At 65.7% G+C, this 19,057-nt stretch carries 20 protein-coding genes; 13 read left to right on the top strand and 7 right to left on the bottom strand.

The genetic code is table 11. The features are described from left to right. Window positions 1–293: 293 nt before the first annotated feature. Window positions 294–593 carry a flagellar basal body rod protein FlgC gene (locus AC30QB_RS21385; RefSeq protein WP_489548294.1) on the top strand — a complete coding sequence of 100 codons (300 nt, stop codon included), beginning with the start codon at window positions 294–296 and terminating at the stop codon, window positions 591–593. 132 nt (window positions 594–725) lie between these two features. Continuing rightward, window positions 726–1,640, top strand: coding sequence for a DUF808 domain-containing protein (locus tag AC30QB_RS21380; RefSeq protein WP_489548293.1), 915 nt, complete (start codon window positions 726–728; stop codon window positions 1,638–1,640). Here the strand turns inward: AC30QB_RS21380 and AC30QB_RS21375 are convergent. Next, window positions 1,637–3,886: a penicillin-binding protein 1A gene (locus tag AC30QB_RS21375; protein ID WP_489548292.1), complete on the bottom strand. Its 2,250-nt coding sequence runs from the start codon at window positions 3,884–3,886 to the stop codon at window positions 1,637–1,639. The two genes, AC30QB_RS21380 and AC30QB_RS21375, sit on opposite strands and share 4 nt — an antisense overlap. Before the next feature lie 81 nt (window positions 3,887–3,967). Here AC30QB_RS21375 and AC30QB_RS21370 point away from each other — a divergent pair, with 81 nt between their 5' ends. Then, entirely contained in the window at window positions 3,968–5,866 is a 1,899-nt protein-coding gene (locus AC30QB_RS21370) for an ABC transporter ATP-binding protein (RefSeq protein ID WP_489548291.1), read from the top strand. 8 nt (window positions 5,867–5,874) lie between these two features. After that, window positions 5,875–7,161: an MFS transporter gene (locus tag AC30QB_RS21365; protein WP_489548290.1), complete on the top strand. Its 1,287-nt coding sequence runs from the start codon at window positions 5,875–5,877 to the stop codon at window positions 7,159–7,161. A gap of 24 nt (window positions 7,162–7,185) precedes the next feature. Here AC30QB_RS21365 and AC30QB_RS21360 read toward each other — a convergent pair whose 3' ends face one another. From AC30QB_RS21360 to AC30QB_RS21350, 3 genes are all read right to left on the bottom strand, one after another. Continuing rightward, on the bottom strand, window positions 7,186–7,587 hold the full coding sequence (locus tag AC30QB_RS21360; protein ID WP_489548296.1) for an FKBP-type peptidyl-prolyl cis-trans isomerase: 402 nt from the start codon (window positions 7,585–7,587) through the stop codon (window positions 7,186–7,188). 92 nt (window positions 7,588–7,679) lie between these two features. Next, window positions 7,680–8,222, bottom strand: a complete 543-nt coding sequence (locus AC30QB_RS21355) for a methylated-DNA--[protein]-cysteine S-methyltransferase (protein ID WP_489548289.1) — start codon at window positions 8,220–8,222, stop codon at window positions 7,680–7,682. Continuing rightward, window positions 8,215–8,754, bottom strand: coding sequence for a DUF1697 domain-containing protein (locus AC30QB_RS21350; protein WP_489548288.1), 540 nt, complete (start codon window positions 8,752–8,754; stop codon window positions 8,215–8,217). The genes AC30QB_RS21355 and AC30QB_RS21350 overlap by 8 nt, the downstream gene beginning before the upstream one ends. Window positions 8,755–8,800: 46 nt before the next feature. Here AC30QB_RS21350 and AC30QB_RS21345 point away from each other — a divergent pair, with 46 nt between their 5' ends. Continuing rightward, window positions 8,801–9,766, top strand: a complete 966-nt coding sequence (locus AC30QB_RS21345; RefSeq protein WP_489548287.1) for a tRNA dihydrouridine synthase — start codon at window positions 8,801–8,803, stop codon at window positions 9,764–9,766. On the opposite strand, the gene AC30QB_RS21340 is transcribed toward AC30QB_RS21345, so the two are convergent. Beyond that, the gene (locus tag AC30QB_RS21340) at window positions 9,740–10,213 is read right to left on the bottom strand and encodes an SRPBCC family protein (RefSeq protein ID WP_489548286.1); all 474 of its coding nucleotides are present in this window, start codon (window positions 10,211–10,213) and stop codon (window positions 9,740–9,742) included. The two genes, AC30QB_RS21345 and AC30QB_RS21340, sit on opposite strands and share 27 nt — an antisense overlap. Before the next feature lie 70 nt (window positions 10,214–10,283). Between AC30QB_RS21340 and AC30QB_RS21335 the strand changes: the two genes are divergently transcribed. Further along, entirely contained in the window at window positions 10,284–10,877 is a 594-nt protein-coding gene (locus AC30QB_RS21335; protein ID WP_489548285.1) for a TetR/AcrR family transcriptional regulator, read from the top strand. A gap of 23 nt (window positions 10,878–10,900) precedes the next feature. Here AC30QB_RS21335 and AC30QB_RS21330 read toward each other — a convergent pair whose 3' ends face one another. Both AC30QB_RS21330 and AC30QB_RS21325 read right to left on the bottom strand, forming a co-directional pair. Next, the gene (locus AC30QB_RS21330) at window positions 10,901–11,872 is read right to left on the bottom strand and encodes a Bug family tripartite tricarboxylate transporter substrate binding protein (protein WP_489548284.1); all 972 of its coding nucleotides are present in this window, start codon (window positions 11,870–11,872) and stop codon (window positions 10,901–10,903) included. A gap of 104 nt (window positions 11,873–11,976) precedes the next feature. Beyond that, window positions 11,977–12,612 (bottom strand): DsbA family protein, encoded by a 636-nt coding sequence (locus AC30QB_RS21325; RefSeq protein ID WP_489548283.1) that lies wholly within the window; start codon window positions 12,610–12,612, stop codon window positions 11,977–11,979. A 146-nt stretch (window positions 12,613–12,758) separates the two neighbouring features. Here AC30QB_RS21325 and AC30QB_RS21320 point away from each other — a divergent pair, with 146 nt between their 5' ends. From AC30QB_RS21320 to AC30QB_RS21290, 7 genes are all read left to right on the top strand, one after another. Beyond that, on the top strand, window positions 12,759–12,983 hold the full coding sequence (locus tag AC30QB_RS21320; protein WP_489548282.1) for a hypothetical protein: 225 nt from the start codon (window positions 12,759–12,761) through the stop codon (window positions 12,981–12,983). A gap of 42 nt (window positions 12,984–13,025) precedes the next feature. Further along, window positions 13,026–14,360, top strand: coding sequence for a CaiB/BaiF CoA transferase family protein (locus AC30QB_RS21315; protein ID WP_489548281.1), 1,335 nt, complete (start codon window positions 13,026–13,028; stop codon window positions 14,358–14,360). Window positions 14,361–14,563: 203 nt separating this feature from the next. After that, window positions 14,564–15,055, top strand: a complete 492-nt coding sequence (locus tag AC30QB_RS21310) for a Cache 3/Cache 2 fusion domain-containing protein (RefSeq protein WP_489548280.1) — start codon at window positions 14,564–14,566, stop codon at window positions 15,053–15,055. Window positions 15,056–15,095: 40 nt separating this feature from the next. Then, window positions 15,096–16,682, top strand: coding sequence for a methyl-accepting chemotaxis protein (locus AC30QB_RS21305; RefSeq protein WP_489548279.1), 1,587 nt, complete (start codon window positions 15,096–15,098; stop codon window positions 16,680–16,682). A 65-nt stretch (window positions 16,683–16,747) separates the two neighbouring features. Further along, a complete protein-coding gene (locus tag AC30QB_RS21300; protein ID WP_489548278.1) occupies window positions 16,748–17,698 on the top strand; it encodes a hypothetical protein in 951 nt (316 codons plus the stop codon). Between the two features lie 247 nt (window positions 17,699–17,945). After that, window positions 17,946–18,167 carry a hypothetical protein gene (locus AC30QB_RS21295; RefSeq protein ID WP_489548277.1) on the top strand — a complete coding sequence of 74 codons (222 nt, stop codon included), beginning with the start codon at window positions 17,946–17,948 and terminating at the stop codon, window positions 18,165–18,167. A gap of 74 nt (window positions 18,168–18,241) precedes the next feature. Beyond that, a complete protein-coding gene (locus AC30QB_RS21290; RefSeq protein WP_489548276.1) occupies window positions 18,242–19,054 on the top strand; it encodes a hypothetical protein in 813 nt (270 codons plus the stop codon). The last annotated feature ends 3 nt before the right edge of the window (window positions 19,055–19,057 follow it).

Genomic DNA, 19,057 nt, shown 5'->3' with positions numbered 1-19,057 from the left:
TTGCGGGTCGGGCAGAACTCGCTACGCGGCCTGCGGCCGCTGCGCTCTAACAGCTGCCCGAAGTCAGAGGTTGATGCGCGCTGCGCGCGCCCCGCAAAGCCCTGTGCTGCTCAGCTCGTCCGAAGGGGGAGACAAAACACCAGACACGCCTCGCTGCGCATCGGCTCGGCTTGCCGTCATTCCCTCGAAAGCGGGAATCCACCACGTCCGATGCTGCGTTCCCGCTCTCATGGGAATAACGACGGGCTCAAGTTTCAGGCCCGCATGCCGAAAGAGCTGGCGAGGGGCCTGCCATGAACACCATCACCTCCATCGCCATTTCAGGAATGAACGCCGCCACCACACGGCTGGGCGTTTCTGCACACAACGTCGCCAACGCGGTGACGCCGGCGTTTCGACGCCAGCAGGTGTTGCAGCAGACGCAAGCAGGCGGTGGCGTGAGCACCAGCGTGACGCATGTCGAGGCCACCGGCAGCGACCTCGCCGCCGACGCGGTGGACCAGATGACGGCGCTCTACAGCTTCAAGGCCAACCTGCGCGCGGTGCAGGTCGAGCACGAGATGCTGGGCTCGCTGCTCGACCTGAGGGCCTGAGCTTCTTCTTTGAGTTTGACCTTCGCGTTCTCTGAGCCTTGACGGTAAGAGGGCCGCGATACCATGCCGGCCTCCCGGTTGGCGTGCCACTTGCGATCAGTCGGGTTCCCATCACCATCCACTGATCGCCCCATGGCCTCCAGCCTGCTTGCCCTGCTCGACGACATCACCACTGTGCTCGATGACGTGGCCCTGCTCACCAAAGTTGCCGCCAAGAAGACCACCGGCGTGCTGGGCGACGACCTTGCGCTGAACGCGCAACAGGTGTCGGGCGTGAGCGCCGAGCGCGAGTTGCCGGTGGTGTGGGCGGTGGCCAAGGGCTCGGCGATGAACAAGGCCATCTTGGTGCCGGCGGCACTGGCGATCAGTGCCTTGGCGCCCTGGGCCGTCACGCCACTGCTGATGGTCGGTGGCCTGTTCCTCTGCTTTGAGGGCTTCGAGAAGCTGGCCCACAAACTGATGCACAGCCGCGACGCAGACGGCGCCCACCGCGCCGAGCTGGCCGAGGCGCTGGCCAACCCGCAGGTCGACCTGGTGGCTTTCGAGAAAGACAAGATCAAGGGCGCCATTCGCACCGACTTCATTCTCTCGGCCGAGATCATCGCCATCACGCTGGGCACGGTGGCCACGGCCGCGTTTCTCACGCAGCTCGTGGTGCTGGTGGGCATTGCCATCTTGATGACCATCGGCGTGTACGGCGTGGTGGCTGGCATCGTGAAGCTCGACGACCTGGGTCTGTACCTCAGCCGCAAGCCGGGTTGGCGTGCGCCGGTCGGCCGCGCCATCCTGAGGGCGGCGCCTTACCTGATGAAGGGTCTGACCATCGCAGGCACGGCCGCCATGTTCCTGGTGGGCGGTGGCATCCTCACGCACGGCTTGCCGGCCTTGCACCACGCCATCGAAGGCGTGGCGCAGCGTGTGGGGGGCTTTGCTGGTGCGCTGGTGCCGACTCTGCTCGACGCGCTGGCGGGCGTCGTGGCGGGCGCGCTCACCCTGGTGGCGGTGACGCTGGCACAGAAGGTGTGGGGGCTGCGCAAGAAGGGTTAAGGCTTGGCGGGCTCCGGCTCGTCGAAACCGATGCGCGTGCGCTGGCCCCCAGCGGCCCACTCGCTGTAGACCCACTCGCCATCGACCTGTGCCAGGCCTTCGGGTGCTTCGGCCTCTTGCACCGCCACGCCTTGCAGCGCCTGGCGCATGAAGTCAATCCAGACCGGCAGCGACAGGCCGCCGCCTGACTCGCGCGCCCCCAGGCTGTGCGGGTTGTCGTAGCCCATCCACACCACCGCCGCCACGCTGGGCTGGAAGCCGGCAAACCAGGCGTCGACCGCGTCGTTGGTGGTGCCCGTTTTGCCGTACAGGTCAGAGCGCTTCAGCTGCGCCTGCGCGCGGGCAGCGGTGCCGCTGCGGGTGACCTCTTGCAGCAGGCTGTTGGTCAGGTACACATTGCGCGCCGGCACGACCCGATCGGCCTCGGTGAGGGCTTGTGCCGGCGTGGCTTCGAAGAGCGTCTGGCCTTGCGCGTTGCTGATGCGCTCGATCATCACCGGCTTTACACCGTAGCCGCCATTGGCCAGCACGGCATACGCGCTGGCCAGCTGCAAGGGCGTGGTGGCGCCTGAGCCTAGCGCGAGCGTGAGGTCGTCGGGCTGTTTGTCGGCCTCGAAGCCGAAGCGTGCCGCCCATAGCCGCGCGGCGTCGGGGCCCAGCAGTTGCACGAGACGTATGGTCACCAGGTTCTTCGAGCGCGCCAGTGCCTCGCGCAGGGTGAGCGCGCCGTCGTACTGGTCGTCTGAATTCTTCGGGTCCCACTCGGGAGGGCTGCCGTCGGCGTTGGCCGGCAGGGGCGCGTCGTTGACGAGCGTGCCCGGCATCACACCTTGCTCGAGTGCAGCCGAGTACAGAAAGGGCTTGAAGCTCGACCCTGGCTGGCGCCACGCTTGGGTCACGTGGTTGAACTGGTTGCGGCCGAAATCGAAGCCCCCCACCAGTGCGCGCACGCGGCCACCGCGCGGGTCTAGCGCCACCATCGCGCCTTGCACTTCGGGCCATTGGGTGATGGTCCAGCGGTTGCCTTCGAGCAGCAGACGTATCACCGAGCCGCGGCGTATGCGCAGCGCCGCTTTTGCGCGCCGCGAGAGCGCTGATTGCGCCGGCCGCAGGCCTTCGCCGGTGATGCGCACCACCTCGCCAGTGGCCAGCGTGGCGATCACCTCGCGCGGGTCTGCCTCGTTGACAAGCGCCACGCGCAGGTCGTCGTCATCAGGGTGGTCGACCAGCAGCTGGGCTGCGGCGGGGTCGTCGGCCGACACGCCTTCGGGCAAGTCTTCATCGTCTTCGGGGCCGCGGTAGGGCTGGCGGCGCTCGTAGTCGAGCATGCCCCTGCGCAGCGCGCGGTAGGCCGCCTGCTGGTCGGCGGCGCGCAGCGAGGTGGTGACCTTCAGGCCCAGGCTATAGGCCACTTCGCCGTACTGGGCGTAAACCGTGCGGCGCACCGCCTCGGCCACGTACTCGGCGTGCACGATGTTTTCGCTGCGGCGCAGCACCCGCAAGGGCTCGGCCCTGGCGATCTCGTATTGCTTCTGCGTGATGACTTGTGTGGCGCGCATGCGCTCCAGTACCAGCAGCTGGCGCTTGCGTGCGCGCTCGACGCTGGTGGTGGGGTTGGCGTAGCGCGGGTTCTGCGGCAGGCCGGCAAGCATGGCGCTCTCGGCGACCGAGAGCAGCGTGAGCGGCTTGCCGAAATACGACTGTGCTGCCGCTTCGAAGCCATAGGCGCGCTGGCCGAGGTAGATCTGGTTCATGTACAGCTCAAGGATCTGGTCCTTGCTGAGCCGGCGCTCAATCTTGAGGGCGAGCAGGGCCTCGCGCAGCTTGCGCGCGTACGACTTCTTCTTCGACAGGTAGAAGGTGCGCGCCACCTGCTGGGTGATGGTCGAGCCACCCTGGCTGCGCGAGTGCCACAGGTTGGCCACCGCCGCGCGCAGCGTGCCCTTCAGGCTCACCCCGGGGTGGGTGCGAAAACCGGTGTCTTCGATGGCGATCACCGCGTCTTGAATCAGCTTGGGCGTGTGCGCGATGGGCAGGTAGTAGCGGCGCTCGGCGCCAAACTCGCCGATCTCAACGCCCTCGCGTGTGAACACCCGCAGCGGCTGGCGCGGTTTGTATTCGACCAGCATGTCGAGTTCGGGCAGTTGCTGGTACAGCACGGTCAGCGTCACGCCCACTGCGATGGCGCTGATGAGTGCCAGGCCAGCCAGCGCCAGCAGGATTTGTCTCGGAGTGGGTCGCAACATCGTGGGCATACGCAGAGCGGCCATTATCGTGAGGACACATCCGCTAACCTTGCGGGCTCAAACCCAAACCGAGGGGCTTTTTTGTTCCGCTTTTTCGAGCAGCTGTTCCATCCGTTTCCGCAGGCCCAGCCTGCGCAGCCGCCCAGGGCATTCCTCGCCTTCTTGTGGGCGGGCACGCAGGGCTTGCGGCCGTATTTGTTCGGCATGACGGCGTTCTCGGCCGCCATCGGCGCGTTCGAGGCGCTGTTGTTCGCCATGATGGGCCACATCGTCGACTGGCTGGCCGAAGTGGCGCCCTCGCAGCTGTGGGCGCAGGAGCGCACCTCTTTGCTGCTGTTGATAGGCGTGCTGGTGCTGAGCGTTGGTCTGGTGGGCGCGCAAACGGCGCTCAAGCACCTCACGCTGGGCGGCAACTTCACCATGGTGCTGCGCTGGAACTTCCACCGCCTGATGCTCAACCAGAGCATGAGCTTCTACCAAGACGAGTTCGCCGGCCGCGTGGCCGCCAAGGTGATGCAAACCGCGCTGGCGGTGCGCGATGCCTGGTTCATCGTGGGCGACCTGGCGGTGTTCGTGGTGATCTATTTCGTCACGCTGCTGGCCTTGCTGGGCGGCTTCGCGTTGTGGATGCTCCTGCCCGTGGTCGTGTGGGTGGCGCTCTACGGCGCGGCCCTCTACTACTTTGTGCCGCGTCTCGGGCGCGTGGCGCAAGCGCAGGCCGATGCCCGCTCGCTGATGACGGGCCGCATCACCGACGCCTACACCAACATCGCCACCGTCAAGCTCTTCTCGCATGCGGGCCGCGAGGCCGGCTACGCGCGCTCGGCGATGGAAGAGTTTCTCGTCACGGTGAAGATCCAGATGCGGCTCGTCACCGCCTTCGAGATCGTGAACCACGCGCTGTCGGTGGTGCTGATCGTGAGCACCACCGGCGCCGCGCTGTGGCTGTGGACGCAAGGCCAGGTGGGCGTAGGTGCCGTAGCTGCGGCGACCGCCATGTCTCTGCGGCTCAATGGGATCTCGCACTGGATGATGTGGGAGATGACCACGCTCTTCGAGCACATCGGCACCGTGCAAGACGGCATCACCACCTTGTCGCGACCGCAGACCGTGCTCGACAAGCCCGATGCGAGTGCCCTGGTCGTCACCAAGGGCGAAGTACAGTTTGACCAGGTGAGCTTTGCCTACGGCGCCACCGGCCCCGACGCGCGGCAGGTGATCGACCAGCTCTCGCTGCACATACGGCAGGGCGAAAAGATCGGCCTGGTGGGCCGCTCGGGCGCCGGCAAGTCGACCATCGTGAACCTGCTGCTGCGCTTCTACGACGTGGGCCAGGGCCGGGTGCTGATCGACGGGCAAGACATTGCCCAGGTCACGCAAGACAGCCTGCGCGCGCAGATCGGCATGGTCACGCAAGACACCTCGCTCTTGCACCGCTCGGTGCGCGACAACATCCTCTACGGTCGACCTGATGCCAGTGAAGCCGAAATGCTGGCCTCGGCGCGGCGCGCCGAAGCGCACGAGTTCATCCAGACCCTGGCGGATGCCAAGGAGCGTAAAGGCTACGACGCCCACGTGGGCGAGCGTGGTGTGAAGCTCTCGGGCGGGCAGCGGCAGCGCATTGCCATCGCGCGGGTGATGCTCAAAGACGCGCCCATCTTGCTGCTCGACGAAGCAACCAGCGCGCTTGACTCGGAAGTCGAAGCCGCCATCCAGGCCAGCCTGTACCGGCTGATGGAAGGCAAGACCGTGGTGGCCATCGCCCACCGCCTGAGCACCATCGCCGCGATGGACCGGCTGGTGGTGCTCGACAAGGGCCGCATCGTCGAAGAAGGCGACCACCGCAGCCTGCTCGCCCAAGGCGGGCTGTATGCGCGCCTTTGGGCACACCAGAGCGGTGGCTTCCTCGGCGAAGAGACCGATGACGACGACGCCACGCCCGCACCCGTGTTGAGCCAGCCTTCGGCGCTTGTCTCGTAGGAGGGCGTTTGCTCCGCGCGAAACTCGAAGGCTGGCACCGCCTGGGGCGGCCGTTTCGCTCGCTGCTGGCGAGCGACGCGCTGATGATCCTGTCGATGATGGTCGGCTACGTGGCCGTGCCCTGGTGGATCGTGCATGAAGGCGGCGCGCGCGACCTGGCGCTCTACGCTTCGCTGCTGGCCACGGTGTCGTTCTTTGCGCTGCCGCTGCTGTCGCCGCTGGGCGACCGCGTTTCCAAGCGGGTGCTGATCACCGCGGGTTTGGCGGCCATGCTGGTCGAGAGCCTGGTGCTGGCCACGCTTGCGCACCGCGGCGTCTACCGCATCGAGTGGATCATCTTGCTGGGGGTGATCCAGCAGCTGGCGATGTCGGTGGTGACGCCGGTCTCGCTCAGCATGGCGGCCGAGTTGTTGCCCTCTGAGCGCTTGAGCGAAGGCCTGGACTACCAGCGCACCGCGCAGGCCCTGGGGCGGCTGTTCGGGCCGGTGATCGGGGGCGCGTTGCTGGCGCTTGCCGGCACAGCCAACGCGCTGTCGGTGAATGCGGGGCTGCTGCTGCTCGCCTGCTTGCTGGCCTCGCGCATTGCGCTGCCTGCGCGAGCGCATGGGTCGCGCTCACTCGCCAGCTGGGTGGCCGATCTGCGCGCCGGCTTGGCCGCCAAATGGAAGATCCCGACCGAGCGGGGCTGGACCTTCGTTTCGTTTCTGGTGATGGTCTTCTTCGGCCCCGGCATCGGCATGCTGGTGCCGTTGAAAGTGCAGTCTCTTTCCTTGTCGGGCGCGTGGCTGGGCGCCTGCGAGGCCGGGCTCTCGGTGGGCATGCTGGTGGGCTCGCTCGGCGGCTCGGGCTGGGTGGCCGACAAGGTGGGGCGCTTTCGGGCGAGCTTCGGCGCCATCTTGTGCGAAGGGCTGATGCTGGCGCTGCTGGGCTTCACCCATCAACCGTGGCTGATGGTGGCCGCGCTGACCGTGATCGGGGGCTGCGTGATGACGGTTCAAACCGTTGGCCACACGCAGCGCATGTTGGCGATCCCGCAAGACTTTCGGGCCCGCATGATCTCGGTGAACATGATGGTGATGCAAGTGGCCGCGGTGCTGGGGCCAGGGCTGGCTGGCGTGGGCCTGGCCCGCCTGCATGTCGACCAGCTGTACATGGCGTTTGGCGCGGGGCTGTTTCTCGTGGGGCTGGGCTACCAACGCGTGCCGGGCTACAGGCGCTTTCTTGAGCTGCCGCACAACGAAGCGGCCGGCTTCTATGGCCGCGAGCACCCTGACTTGTTCAAGCCAGGGGCTTAGGGGCTAGGGGCCGGGTGCGCTGATTCAGCGCTTGGGCGCGATGTCGAGCAGCTCGACTTCGAATTGCAGGGTGGCGTTGGGTGGGATCAATCCGCCGCCCGCCCCGCGCTCGCCATAGGCGATAGACGACGGGCAGGTGAGCTTTGCTTTGCCGCCAACCTTCATCTTCTGCACGCCTTCGGTCCAGCACTTGATCACGCCGTTGAGCGGGAACGAGATCGGCTCGCCGCGCTTGTACGAGCTGTCGAATTCCTTGCCGTCAAGGAAGGTGCCACGGTAATGCACTTTCACCGTGTCGGTGGCGCTGGGGCTTGCGCCTTTGCCGTCTTTCAGCGAGCGGTAGACCAAGCCGCTGGGCGTGACCACGGCGCCGGCTTCCTTGGCAGCCGAGGCCGCGGCGTCGGCTTGTGCTTGCGCCAGCGGCAGGGCCAGGGCGGTGAGGGATGCCAGCGCGATGGCGCAGACCACGTTTGTTTTCAAGAGCGTCTCCGATGAAGTGAAGGAAAAACCGGCCGATCCTAGAACAAGCCCGGCTCGTTGCCGAATTGAGCCCGCTCGATGAGCAAAATGCGCAGCTTGGTCGACACCCCGCCGCCGGCCGAGAAGCCACCCGAGCGGCCACCCGCGGCCAGCACGCGGTGGCAGGGCACGATGATGGCAAAAGGGTTGGCGCCCAGCGCCTGGCCCACCGCACGCGATACATTCATGTCACCCATTTCAGTGGCGATCTCGCCGTAGGTGCGCGTCTGGCCCGCCAGGATCTCGCGCGAGATGTCGTACACGCGGCGGTGAAACGCGGGGGTGTCGCTGAAGTCGAGCGCCACGTCGCGCAGGTCGGCGGCTTCGCCTTGCAGCAGCGCCACGATGCGGGCCATGGCATCTTGCACGGCGGGTGGCGGCGTGCCCTGCAGCATGACGGAGCCTTGGCGGAACATGCGGCGCAGCGTGCCTGCGTCGGTGTGCTCGGGCAGCTGAAAAGCCGTGATGCCGCGTGGGCCCCAGGCGATGCCGCAGCGGCCGATGGGGGTGTCGAACAGCGCGCAAGCGGTGGTTTCAGGCATGTTTTTCGACCAGGCGGACCACGGTCTTCCAGGCGCGCGTGCTGGCGGGTTGGCCCAGCAGCTTCTCCAGAAATGCATTGGGGCTGCCTGGCGAGCCGCCAAGCTTGCGGCTCACGCTCAAGGCTTCACCGTCGGTGAACATCAAGACCTCTACATCGCCACGCTTCGATTCGAGCGGCAAAGCCGGCAAACACCTGTTATCGGTTTGCAGGAAGGTGATGCAACGCTCGTACACGCTGTCGGGGTCTACGCACGAGAAAGGGCCTGCCTCCACCAGCTCGCCCAAATAGTCGAGCGTGCGCAGAAAAGCCGGCTCGACGAGGCCGCAGCTCTTGTGCATGCGTTGGCTGGCGCCGGCAAGCACCTTGTGCGCCCGGGCGGCTGAGCCAGCCTCGAACACCAGGGTGCCGTTGGTGAGAAAGGAGCTTGCCGACGCGGCGCCGGCCTCCATGAACGCCACTTCGAACTGCGCCTTGCTGGGGCTCTTGGGCCGACCCAAGTTGAGGTTGCGGAAGAAGGCGGCGTATTTCACAGGTCGAAAGAATACCGACAATGCGCGACCTGCACTGCACTTCACCATGACGCTCCTGCTCGCTCCGATGGAAGGCCTGCTCGACTACACCTTGCGCGACATCCTCACGCGCGTGGGGGGCATCGACCGTTGCGTTTCCGAGTTCATCCGCGTCACCGGTACCTTGCTTCCCGACCGCGCCTTCCTGCGCGTGGTGCCTGAGCTGCGCAACGGTGGGCGCACGCCCGCGGGTGTGCCGGTGCGGGCGCAGCTGATGGGCTCCGACCCGGTGTGCCTGGCAGAAAACGCGGCCAAACTGGCGGCACTCGGCCCTGCCGGCATAGACCTCAACTTCGGCTGCCCGGCCAAGGTGGTGAACCGCCACGGGGGAGGTGCTGCGCTGCTGGTCGACCCGCCGCTGTTGCACGCCATCATGTCAGCCGTGCGCCGCGCGGTGCCCGCCGGCATGCCGGTGTCGGCCAAGATGCGGTTGGGCTTCAACGACGCCTCGTTGGCGCTCGAATGCGCGCAGGCGTTGCACCGCGGCGGCGCCGAAGAGCTGGTGGTGCATGCGCGGACGCGAGCCGACGGCTACCGCCCGCCGGCCTACTGGGACCGCATTCAGCAGATACGCGAGGCGCTGCCCATCCCCGTCATCGCCAATGGCGAAATCTGGAATGCCGACGACGCGCGCCGCTGCCGTGAAGCGTCGGGTTGCCACATGCTGATGCTTGGCCGCGGCATGGTGAGCGACCCGGGGTTGGCCCTTGCGATTGCCGCGCCGGGGCGCGTGGTGTCGTGGCCAGAGCTGTTGCCCTTGATGCAAGACTTCTGGCAACTCGTGGGCGAGCATGTGGTGCCGCGCCACTGCCCGGGCCGCCTGAAGCAGTGGCTCAACTACCTGCGCCGCCGCCACCCCGAGGCCGAGATCGCCTATGCGGCACTGCGCACCGTCAACGACCCGCGCGAAATGGAACTGCGCCTGCAAGGCATGACGGGTTGCGGGTCAGCCGCGATGGCTGTCGCCCGCTAGAAGCTCAAGCTTCTTCTTGAGACGCGCCAAGCCTATCGCTGCGCGTTTGTCCATCACGAGCTGTGCCAGGGGAAGCAGCAGCCACTTCAACCAAACGCCCCGGCCGCGGCTGAGCATGCGCAACCTGATCTGGCAGGAGGCGGGCCCTGTGCTCCTAAAGTTGATCTCCATCCTGGGAAGCAATGGTGCAAAGGCTCCCTCGGTGACGAACCGCTGGTTGAGTTCGGACTCCACGACGGTAAGCATGATGCTGCGTTCGCCGCGCAGAGGCGTGGCGACGGTTTCCAGGTATTTCTTCCCCGGTCGAGCGTGCTCGAAATCATTTGCAGAGTGGATGACCCGCACCGCGGGAAACCATTCACCAAAACGCTCCATGTTTGACACGTAGGCGAAAGCAGTTTCGATGGAGCAGCCGATGTCTGCGGTGCGCTCAGTGATCAGGTGCAATTTGATATTCCTCGGAAGATTTACACGTGTAAACTACCACGCAAGTTGACGCGTGTAAAGTGCCGTTTCCATGGCCAACGAAGACACCCTCCCCGATGTGCGAAACCGGATCCTGGAGGCCGCCTGGCGGCTGATCGAGGAGCGACAGGACGCCTCGGTGTCGCTGGCCGACATTGCCAAAGAGGCCGGCCTTTCGCGGCAGACGCTCTATGTGAACTTCGGCAACCGGGTGGGCTTGCTGCTGGCCATGGTGGAGCACCGCGACGCCACGTCACCCGAGCTTGCGCGCATGAGGAAGGCGCGGCCCGAACAAGCCGTCGACGAGGTGCTCGAAGCCGTGGTGCGTGCGTGGTTCAAGTACGTGCCGGTGATCTTCACCGTGGCGCATGCGCTGACTGCCGCTGCGGCCACCGATGCCGATGCCCACCAAGCCTGGGAAAGCCGCATGCAGATCTTGCGCAGCGGATTGCTGTCGCTGATGAAGCGGCTGCACTCAGAAGGCCGGCTGGCCAAAGGCTGGACGCCCGAGACCGCCAGTGACTGGTGCTATCACCTCGTTCACATCGACACCTGGCAGCACCTGGTGGTCGAGCGCAAGTGGAAGGCCGGCGATGCGGTTCAGGCCACGGTCAACACGCTCAAGGCGGTGCTGCTAAGCCCCTGAGCGGGCACAACGATAGAAGTGGGTCATTCCGGCTCGATCTTTGCGTCTTTCACCACTTTGCCCCAGCGTGGCGCTTCGGCCTTGATGAGGGCGGCGAACTCTTCCGGTGTGCCGCCCACCACGTCGTTGCCCTGGTCGAGGATGGTCTTGCGCAGGGCCGGGTCTTGCAGTGCTTTGTTGCCCACGCTGTTGAGCAGCTTCACGATGTCGGCCGGCAAGCCCTTGGGGCCGACGATGCCTTGCCAGTTCAACACCTCCACGGCTGGGAAACCCCCTTCGGCCATGGTGGGCAGGTCGGGGTAGAGCGGCGAGCGTGCCTTGCTGGTGATAGCGATGCCGCGCAGGCGCCCGCTCTTGAGCGAAGGTGCGGCGGCGTACATCTGCTCGAACATCATGTCGACCTGGCCACCCATCAGGTCGGTGGCGCCAGCGGCACCGCTTTTGTACGGTGAATGGATCATGTCGATGCCCGCCGCATGCTCGAACAGCGCGCCGCTCAGATGATGGGTGCCCCCGATGCCGCCCGAGGCGTAGCTGAGCTTGCCCGGCGAGGCCTTGGCGGCGGACACGATGTCTTGCACTGTCTTGTAGGGCGACTCACTGCGCACCATCAGCACCAGCGGGCCGCGCTCGATGAGCATGATGGGCACGATGTCGTTGAAGGGGTCGAAGTTGAGCTTCTTGAAGAGCGCGTGGTTGACGGCTAGGGGCGCGAAGTTGCCCATGCCAATGGTGTAGCCGTCGGGCTTGGCTCGTGCGATGGCGTCGGTGCCGATGTTGCCGCCGGCGCCCGCCTTGTTGTCGATGATGATGGTCTGGCCCAGCAGCGTTTGCATCACGCGCGCCACCTGGCGCGAGCGGTTGTCTGCATTGCCACCCGCCGCGTAGGGGCAGATCCAGGTGATGAGCTTGCTGGGGTATTTGTCTTGCGCAATGGCAAGGCGCGGCAGCAGCGCGGCAGCGCCGGCCGATTGCAGAAGTGTGCGGCGTTTCATGCTTGTCTCCTCACAGGTGAAGGCCGAGGATAGGCCGGCAGGCCGCTGCGCCGCCAGTCAGGGAAAGCACGGCTACAGCAGCGCTCGGTGCGGCTTTATCGGGCTCAATGATGGGCAGCGCCTGCCGCTTGCAAGCGCTCGCGCAGCGCATCAATTGGCATAAAGCCCTGGCCCACCAGGTGCAGGTGGTCGCCGTGCTCGGCGATCAGCGCCGGGAAGCCGCGTATGCCCCAGCTTTGCGACTGTGAAAAGTCGGCCAGCGTGGCGTCACGCATTTCTTGCGAAGCGAAGGCCTGGGCGAAATCGGCCCGTGGGATGCCCATCGATTCGGCCACGTCGGCCAGCACCTCGGGCTGCACCACGTTCTTGCCTTCTGCATAGAACGCGTGCTGCACCGCCTTGAGGTAGCGCCACACCAGCTTTGGCCAGAGCATGCGCACCGTGACGGTGGCGCGGCTGGCGGGCTCGGTGTCGTAGATGAAGCCGGGAATGTGCAGCGCGGTGTTGGGTGCTTGGGCAAACGGCTGGCCGCTGGCCTCGGCCACGTGGTGCCAATGACCCGCAAGCTCGTCGGCGCGCGCTGGCGCCATGGCGTCGGTGGTGAAAGGGCGCAGGCCGCCCATCACCAGCGCCAGCTGCAAAGGTGCCGCGCTGCCGGGTTGCGCGAGCAGCTCGTCCAGTGGCTTGGCAAAGCCGTAGCACCAGGAGCACATGGGGTCGGCGACGTAGATGAGGTTCATGGGGCGAGATGCTACCCAGCTTCGATAGGCTTTGTCGGCGCCAGGTGTTCCCGGCGGCCCTGTTCCGTTTCTGCTGTCATGGCGGCGTCAGACGCGGGCGCGGCCTTGCAGTAACCTGCGGGCTTCCCATCCCCAGGAGGCCCCCTGTGAAGACCTTCCAGATCGAGCTGCAAAAAGTCAAGTCCATGGCCAACCGCAACGGGCTGGTCGAAGCCCGCATCGACGCACTGGTTTTGCCCACCAACGCCCGCGGCGACGACACCCCCAGCACCACGCTGAGCTTCAGCGAAGAAACGGCCCGTGTGCTGATGCTGCTGCTCAAGCAGCAACTGGCCGAGGTGGATGGGCGCAAGGCGCGCAGCCAGCGCTGACCCTCAATCAAGACGCGACAAGAAGCGACCGGGGGAGACACCATGAATGCTTTGCTGAGCGGCGTGACCGTGCTTGATTTTTCCGAGTACATCGCCGGGCCCTACTGCGGTTTTCTGCTCGCCGACCTGGGCGCGCGCGTGATCAAGATCGAGCCACCCGACGGGGCCGAAGAGCGCCGCATGGGCAGCGTCAAGCGCTACCAGGGCAACACCCGCATGTCGCTCGCGATGAACCGCGGCAAGGAAAGTCTGAGCGTCGACCTGCAGCAGCCTGCCGGCCGCGACATCATTTACAAGCTGGTGGAGCAGGCCGACGTGGTGGTGCAAAACTTCGTGCCCGGCGCTGCCGAGAAGCTGGGCATTGACTACGAGACGCTCTCTCGAATCAACAAGCGCATCGTTTTTCTGTCTAGCACCGCCTTTGGCGAGGTGGGGCCGTACCGCAAGCGCAAGGGCTTCGACATCATTGCCCACGCAGCGTCGGGTGTGATGTCGAACTACGCCGACGAAGACGGCGCGCCCCGCGGGCCGGGTGGCATTCCGTACATTGACATCGGCACCGGCATGCTCAATGCGCTGGGCATCGTGAGCGCGCTCTACCACCGCAATGCCTCTGGAGAAGGCCAGAAGATCGAGACCTCGCTCTTCAGCACCGGCATGGCGCTGCAATCCATCGGCACGCTGCACGTTGATTCGCTAGATGCGCAGCAGCACGAAGAAGAAAAGCAGATCTTGAAGACCGCCCATGGCGAGGGCAAGAAGCACACGCAGATCATCGACCAGTTCGCCGAGATGCGGCTGCGCAAGGAGCTGCCCGACACGGCCCGCGCGATTGAGGTGCCTGACTGCCTGCACCGCCCGACCGACCGCCAGACCAACCCCTACTACCGCGTGTATTCGACGGGCGATGGCTACATCAGCATCGCGGCACTCAACCGCAAGCTGCGCGACAAGTTTTGCGCGGCCATCGGCGTGGTCGATGAAGACTCACATGTGGAAGCGGGTGATGTGTCCGACGAGGTCTACTTCAAGCAGAAGCTGATGATGAAGACCATTGAGCAGAGCCTGAAGCAGCACGGCAACGACCACTGGATGCAGGTGCTTGAGGCGGCAGGCGTGCCGTGTGGCCCCGTCCACTACCGCTCCGACCTCTACACCGACCCGCAAGCCCAGGCGCTGGGCCTGGTATGGCAGCTGAACAATCGCGACCTTGGGCCCTACAAGGTGACCGGCCACCCGATCCGCTTCCAGAAGACGCCCGTGGTGGCAGGGCTGGGCGCGCCCTCACTGGGCGAACACACCGACGCGGTGCTAGCCCAGCAAGGCTACAGCGCACAAGAGGTGGCGCAGCTGAGGGCCGACCGGACCGTTCGGTAGTCCACAACATCTCCGGCAGACGGCTGGCAGACGGCCGGCAGCGCGCTAGGGCTGCCGCCCACAGCGTGCGAGTTGCGGCGACGACTTCTCGGCCTGGGCGAACATTTCCAGCGCGAGCACTCAGGTTTCGACCAATGTTGCCGAAACCCAAGCATCCCCGGCTCGTCTGCCGACCTCAACCCCTCGTCCATCGGAGTGTGCCCGTGAAGATCCATCCCCGCGCCCTGGCCACTGCGGCCCTCATCGCCGTCTCGCTGTCTGCCTACGCGGCCGACCCCAAGGCCACCATCGCCGACCTCGACACCCGCCTCGCCAAGATTGGTGCGCCCAAGCTGGAAGGCACCGAAACTGTGGCCGGTAAGACCGTACCCGCGATCTACTTCGGTGACCGCAAGATGAACAACAACTACGACGTCGTCGACGCCGTGCGCAAGGCCCACAACGCCACCGCCACCGTGTTCGTGAAAGACGGCGACGAGTTCGTGCGCGTCAGCACCAATGTGCTCACCCCCGAAGGCAAGCGCGGCGTGGGCACCCAGCTCGCACGCAACGCCGCTTACGAAGCGGTGAGCAAGGGCAACCAGTTCTGCGGCCCGATCGACGTGCTGGGAACGGCCTTCGATGCTTGCTACAACCCCATCAAGGATGCGAGCGGCAAGATCATCGGCGTGAGCTACATCGGCCACAAGAAGTAACGGCCCGCCGTACCGCCCTGCCGCTTCAGTAAGCCTGACGATGAAACCCGTGCACCGTGTCACCCGAGCCCTGGGCGCTTTCTCTCGCATGAGCGTCGCGCGTCAGCTGACCCTGGCCTTTGCATTTGCGCTGGCCATCACAGCTCTGCTGGGCGCCGTGGCGCTGGTGTCGCTCGCCAAGGAAGACGCCAGCGCCCGCGAGCTGTCAGACAAATGGCTGGCTGGCGTGGGCCACTTGGCGCAAGCGCGTGCCGCGGTGATCGAGATGCGCGAGATGGAAGTCAAGCACAGCCGCACCGAAGACCGCAGCTACCACAGCGAGTACGAAGAGAAGATCGCCGGCTCGACCAAGACCACCACCGCCGCGCTTTCGGCCTACCGCGACATCGCGATGGGCGAAGAAGACACCAAGCTGCTGGCCGCGGTCGACAAGGGCTGGGCCGACTACCAGAAGTTCGTCCAGCGCGTGATCTCGCTTGGCCGCGAGAAGAAACAAGCCGATGCCGCCGACATCAGCGATGGTGCCGCTGCCATGGCGCTCGACGAAACTGTCGGTGCCCTGGGTGCGATCACCAGCTTCAATTTCGCCGGTGGGAGCCAAGCCGCCGAGCGTGCGAGCGCCGCCTACACGCAGGCCAAGACCCTGGTGATGAGCTTGCTGGCCGCCGCGCTGGTGCTGGTGACGGTTCTGGCCACGGTGATCACCCGCGGCTTGCTGAGCCAGCTGGGCGGCGAGCCACGCGAAGCCGTGCGTGTGGCGCGGGCTGTGGCGGCCGGTGACCTGAGCACCCCGGTGACCTTGCGCGCCGGTGACAGCACCAGCCTGATGGCCAGCCTGCAGGCGATGCAAGCCGGCCTGACCGATGCCGTGCGCCAGGTGCGTGAGGGCTCGGAGAGCGTGGCCACTGGCAGCACTCAAATCGCCGAAGGCAACCAGGACCTGTCGGGCCGCACCGAGCGGCAAGCCGGTGCGCTGCAGCAGACCGCATCGACCATGGACGAGCTGGGCGTCACCGTGCGCAACAACGCCGACAACGCGCGCCAGGCCAATCAGCTGGCGCAGGGCGCGGCGCAAGTGGCCACCAAGGGCGGCCAGGTGGTGGGCGAGGTGGTGCACACCATGAAGGGCATCACCGACAGCAGTCGCAAGATCGCCGACATCATCTCGGTCATTGATGGCATCGCCTTCCAGACCAACATCCTCGCGCTGAACGCGGCCGTCGAAGCCGCCCGGGCCGGCGAGCAAGGCCGTGGCTTTGCCGTGGTGGCCGGCGAAGTGCGCAGCCTGGCGCAGCGCAGCGCCGCAGCGGCAAAGGAAATCAAGATGCTGATCGGCGCCAGCGTCGAGCGCGTCGAACAAGGCACGGCGCTGGTCGACCAAGCCGGCCGCACCATGGGCGAAATCGTAGTCGCCATCGACCGCGTGAGTGCCATCGTGGGCGAGATCAGCGCGGCCACAGTCGAGCAGAGCGCGGGTGTCACCCAGGTCTGTGAAGCGGTGACGCAGATGGACCAGGCGACTCAGCAGAACGCTGCGCTGGTGGAAGAAAGCGCGGCCGCTGCCGAAAGCCTGAAAGACCAGGCGCAACGCCTGGTTCAGGCCGTCGCAGTATTCCGCCTGGCTTGACACCAGGGGGGTGCTTTCCCGGCGATTTGCCAGTCGCGCGACAATCGTGCGCTTGCCCTCCCCCGATGCCAAACCTCACCGCCCCTGTCAAGACGCCATCCGGCCAAGATGAACTGCGCCGCCGCACGCGCGGTCTGGGGCAGCGATATCGCACGGTTTTGCTGCTGGTCGATGGCCGCCGGCCGCTGGGCGAGGTGCTGGGCATGGCGCACAAGGCGGGCGCGCAGACCAGCCACTTCGAAGAGCTGGTGCGCATGGGGCTGGTGGAGATTCCCGACGACATCGCCGCGCCCGAGCCCGTCGAGACCATGCCCGGCGCGCTCGACACGCCGCGGCTCACGAGCGTCGAAGTCGACGTGTTTGCAACCGAAGGCGCACTCACCCCCATGGGCGAGCTGTTGCCGGAGACCGATGACGACGACGCTCCGTCCACCCGGCCAGGTGCGCTGAGCGCGAGCGGTGATGAAGCATTCGACCGCGACGACGAGCCGATTGCACGCGTGGCCGAGGTGCGGCTGGGCCAGATGCCGATGAGCGCAGGCACCGTGTTGCCGATCATCGAAGTGAGCTCCATTGCCCCGCCCCCCGCAAGGATCAGCCCGCCCCGCGCTCAGCCCGCTGCGCGCTATGTCGAGCCCACGATCGCGATCTCTGACACGCCGCGTGTGCCTGATTGGGTGCAACAGGTGCGCGAAACGCCGTTCAAGGTGGCCGACCACGCGCGCGCCGCTCCGCGCATGACCGATGAAGAACGGCTGCAATACGTGCGTGACCTGTTGCTCGACACCCTGCGACGCGACTCTCTCTTTGCCACCTTCTCTCTTGGACGCGTGCGCAACGCACTCACGCCCAAAGAGCTGATCAAGCTGGTGTGGGAGATCGAACGCGATCGCGCCCACGCCCGCCGCACGCGTGACCAACTGCTCAACCTGCAACGCGCGCGCGAGCTTCTCGGCATGGGCAATACGCTAGTGGCTGGTGACAGCCAGCCGGGGTCTGCACCTTCGGGCTATTAGAGCGCCTCCAGAGCGCACAGCCCGACATTTGACCGACCATTGCGCGCCTCGCGCTCCCCGCGCCCACGCGAATGAGGGGCCCCCTAATGGTCATAAGTCACATGAAACTTGTCAGGCGATTTCCTACAGTTGTCTCATCCCATTTGGGACATGACGCAGAGGCAGTCGCTTAGGGACACGAACCCTGTCAACTCCTAAGCTTCGTTTCACGTTGTCATGACGGGTAGTGCAGCAGGAGATCGTTGCCATGAACACCAGCTTTGGTTCCTTCCAGTCAGCCGCTCAGTACGAGTTGCGCTTCCAGTCGCTCTTTCATGAGGGCCGTGCGTTGACATTCCCCTGCGATGCAGGCGGGCATGTACTGCTGGACTCGCTCAGCGACAGGGCGCGCCACAACTACCTGTACGCCCGTGCGGTGGTGGGCCGCGAGTACTCTGCACCCGCAGTGCAGCTGAGCGACCTGCACTGAGCCGATACCCCCCGACCCTCTGAGACAATCACGCCGCAATTGCGGTGTCGTGTTGAGAACTGAGGGTGGTGCACATGGGTTCGGGTTCGGATTTGGGTTTGTTTTTCGGGGCATTGGGGCTGGCGGTTATTTCCCAGATCTGGTTGTCTCTTCGGGTGGGTCGCTCCAACACGCCGTTGGCCATCGCGACCTTCTTCATCGGTTTTCCTGCCGCCGTTTACACCTTCTTTCGGTACCGGGCCGACCCAGAAAAGACCGTCTCCCGTGCCTTCATTGCCAACATCTTCTTTCTGCTGCTGCTCGCCGCCAGTTGGCTGCTGATCGTGGTTCCATTGCTCGATGCGCAAGCCGCCGCGTTTGACAAATCGCTGCGCGTGACGGGCGCGGCTCGGCCTGGCGAGCGTGTGTCGGCCGTGGCGTCTGCTTCTGCCATCGCCAAGTCTGCTGCCGCATCTGCCCTCGCAGCAGCTTCTGCTCCCGCGCCAGCGGCATCCGCCGTGGTCGCCAACCCGATCGAAGCGTTCTCAGCGGCCTTGCGCGAAAGCGGCCTGAAGCACTCGGTGACGCGCATGGCCGCCGCTGCGGCCTTGCCTAGCGGGGTGATCGATGCGGCGCTCTTCTCGGTAGAGTCCATGTCCTTGGTTGCCGGCGCCGCCAGTGCCGCAAGCGCGGCTGGCACACCGATTCCCGACATTCCAGTGACCCTCTTTAGCTGCGAGTCGGCCGAGGCCTGCCGCAGCCTGGCTGGTGCCTACCTGCAGCTGAGTGGCGCAGGCAAGCGGCGCATTCTGCAAAACGGCCTGATGCTGCTGTCCTTGCCCCCGGTGAACGTGAACGATGCCGACCTCACCCCCGCCGCCGTGGCGAGCGTGTTTCGCAAGCTCTGAGGC

Source organism: Rhizobacter sp. (assembly GCF_046595475.1).
Lineage (GTDB): Bacteria > Pseudomonadota > Gammaproteobacteria > Burkholderiales > Burkholderiaceae_C > Rhizobacter.
Note: the sequence above shows the minus strand (reverse complement) of the source record. Positions and strands in the feature narration are given on the sequence as shown.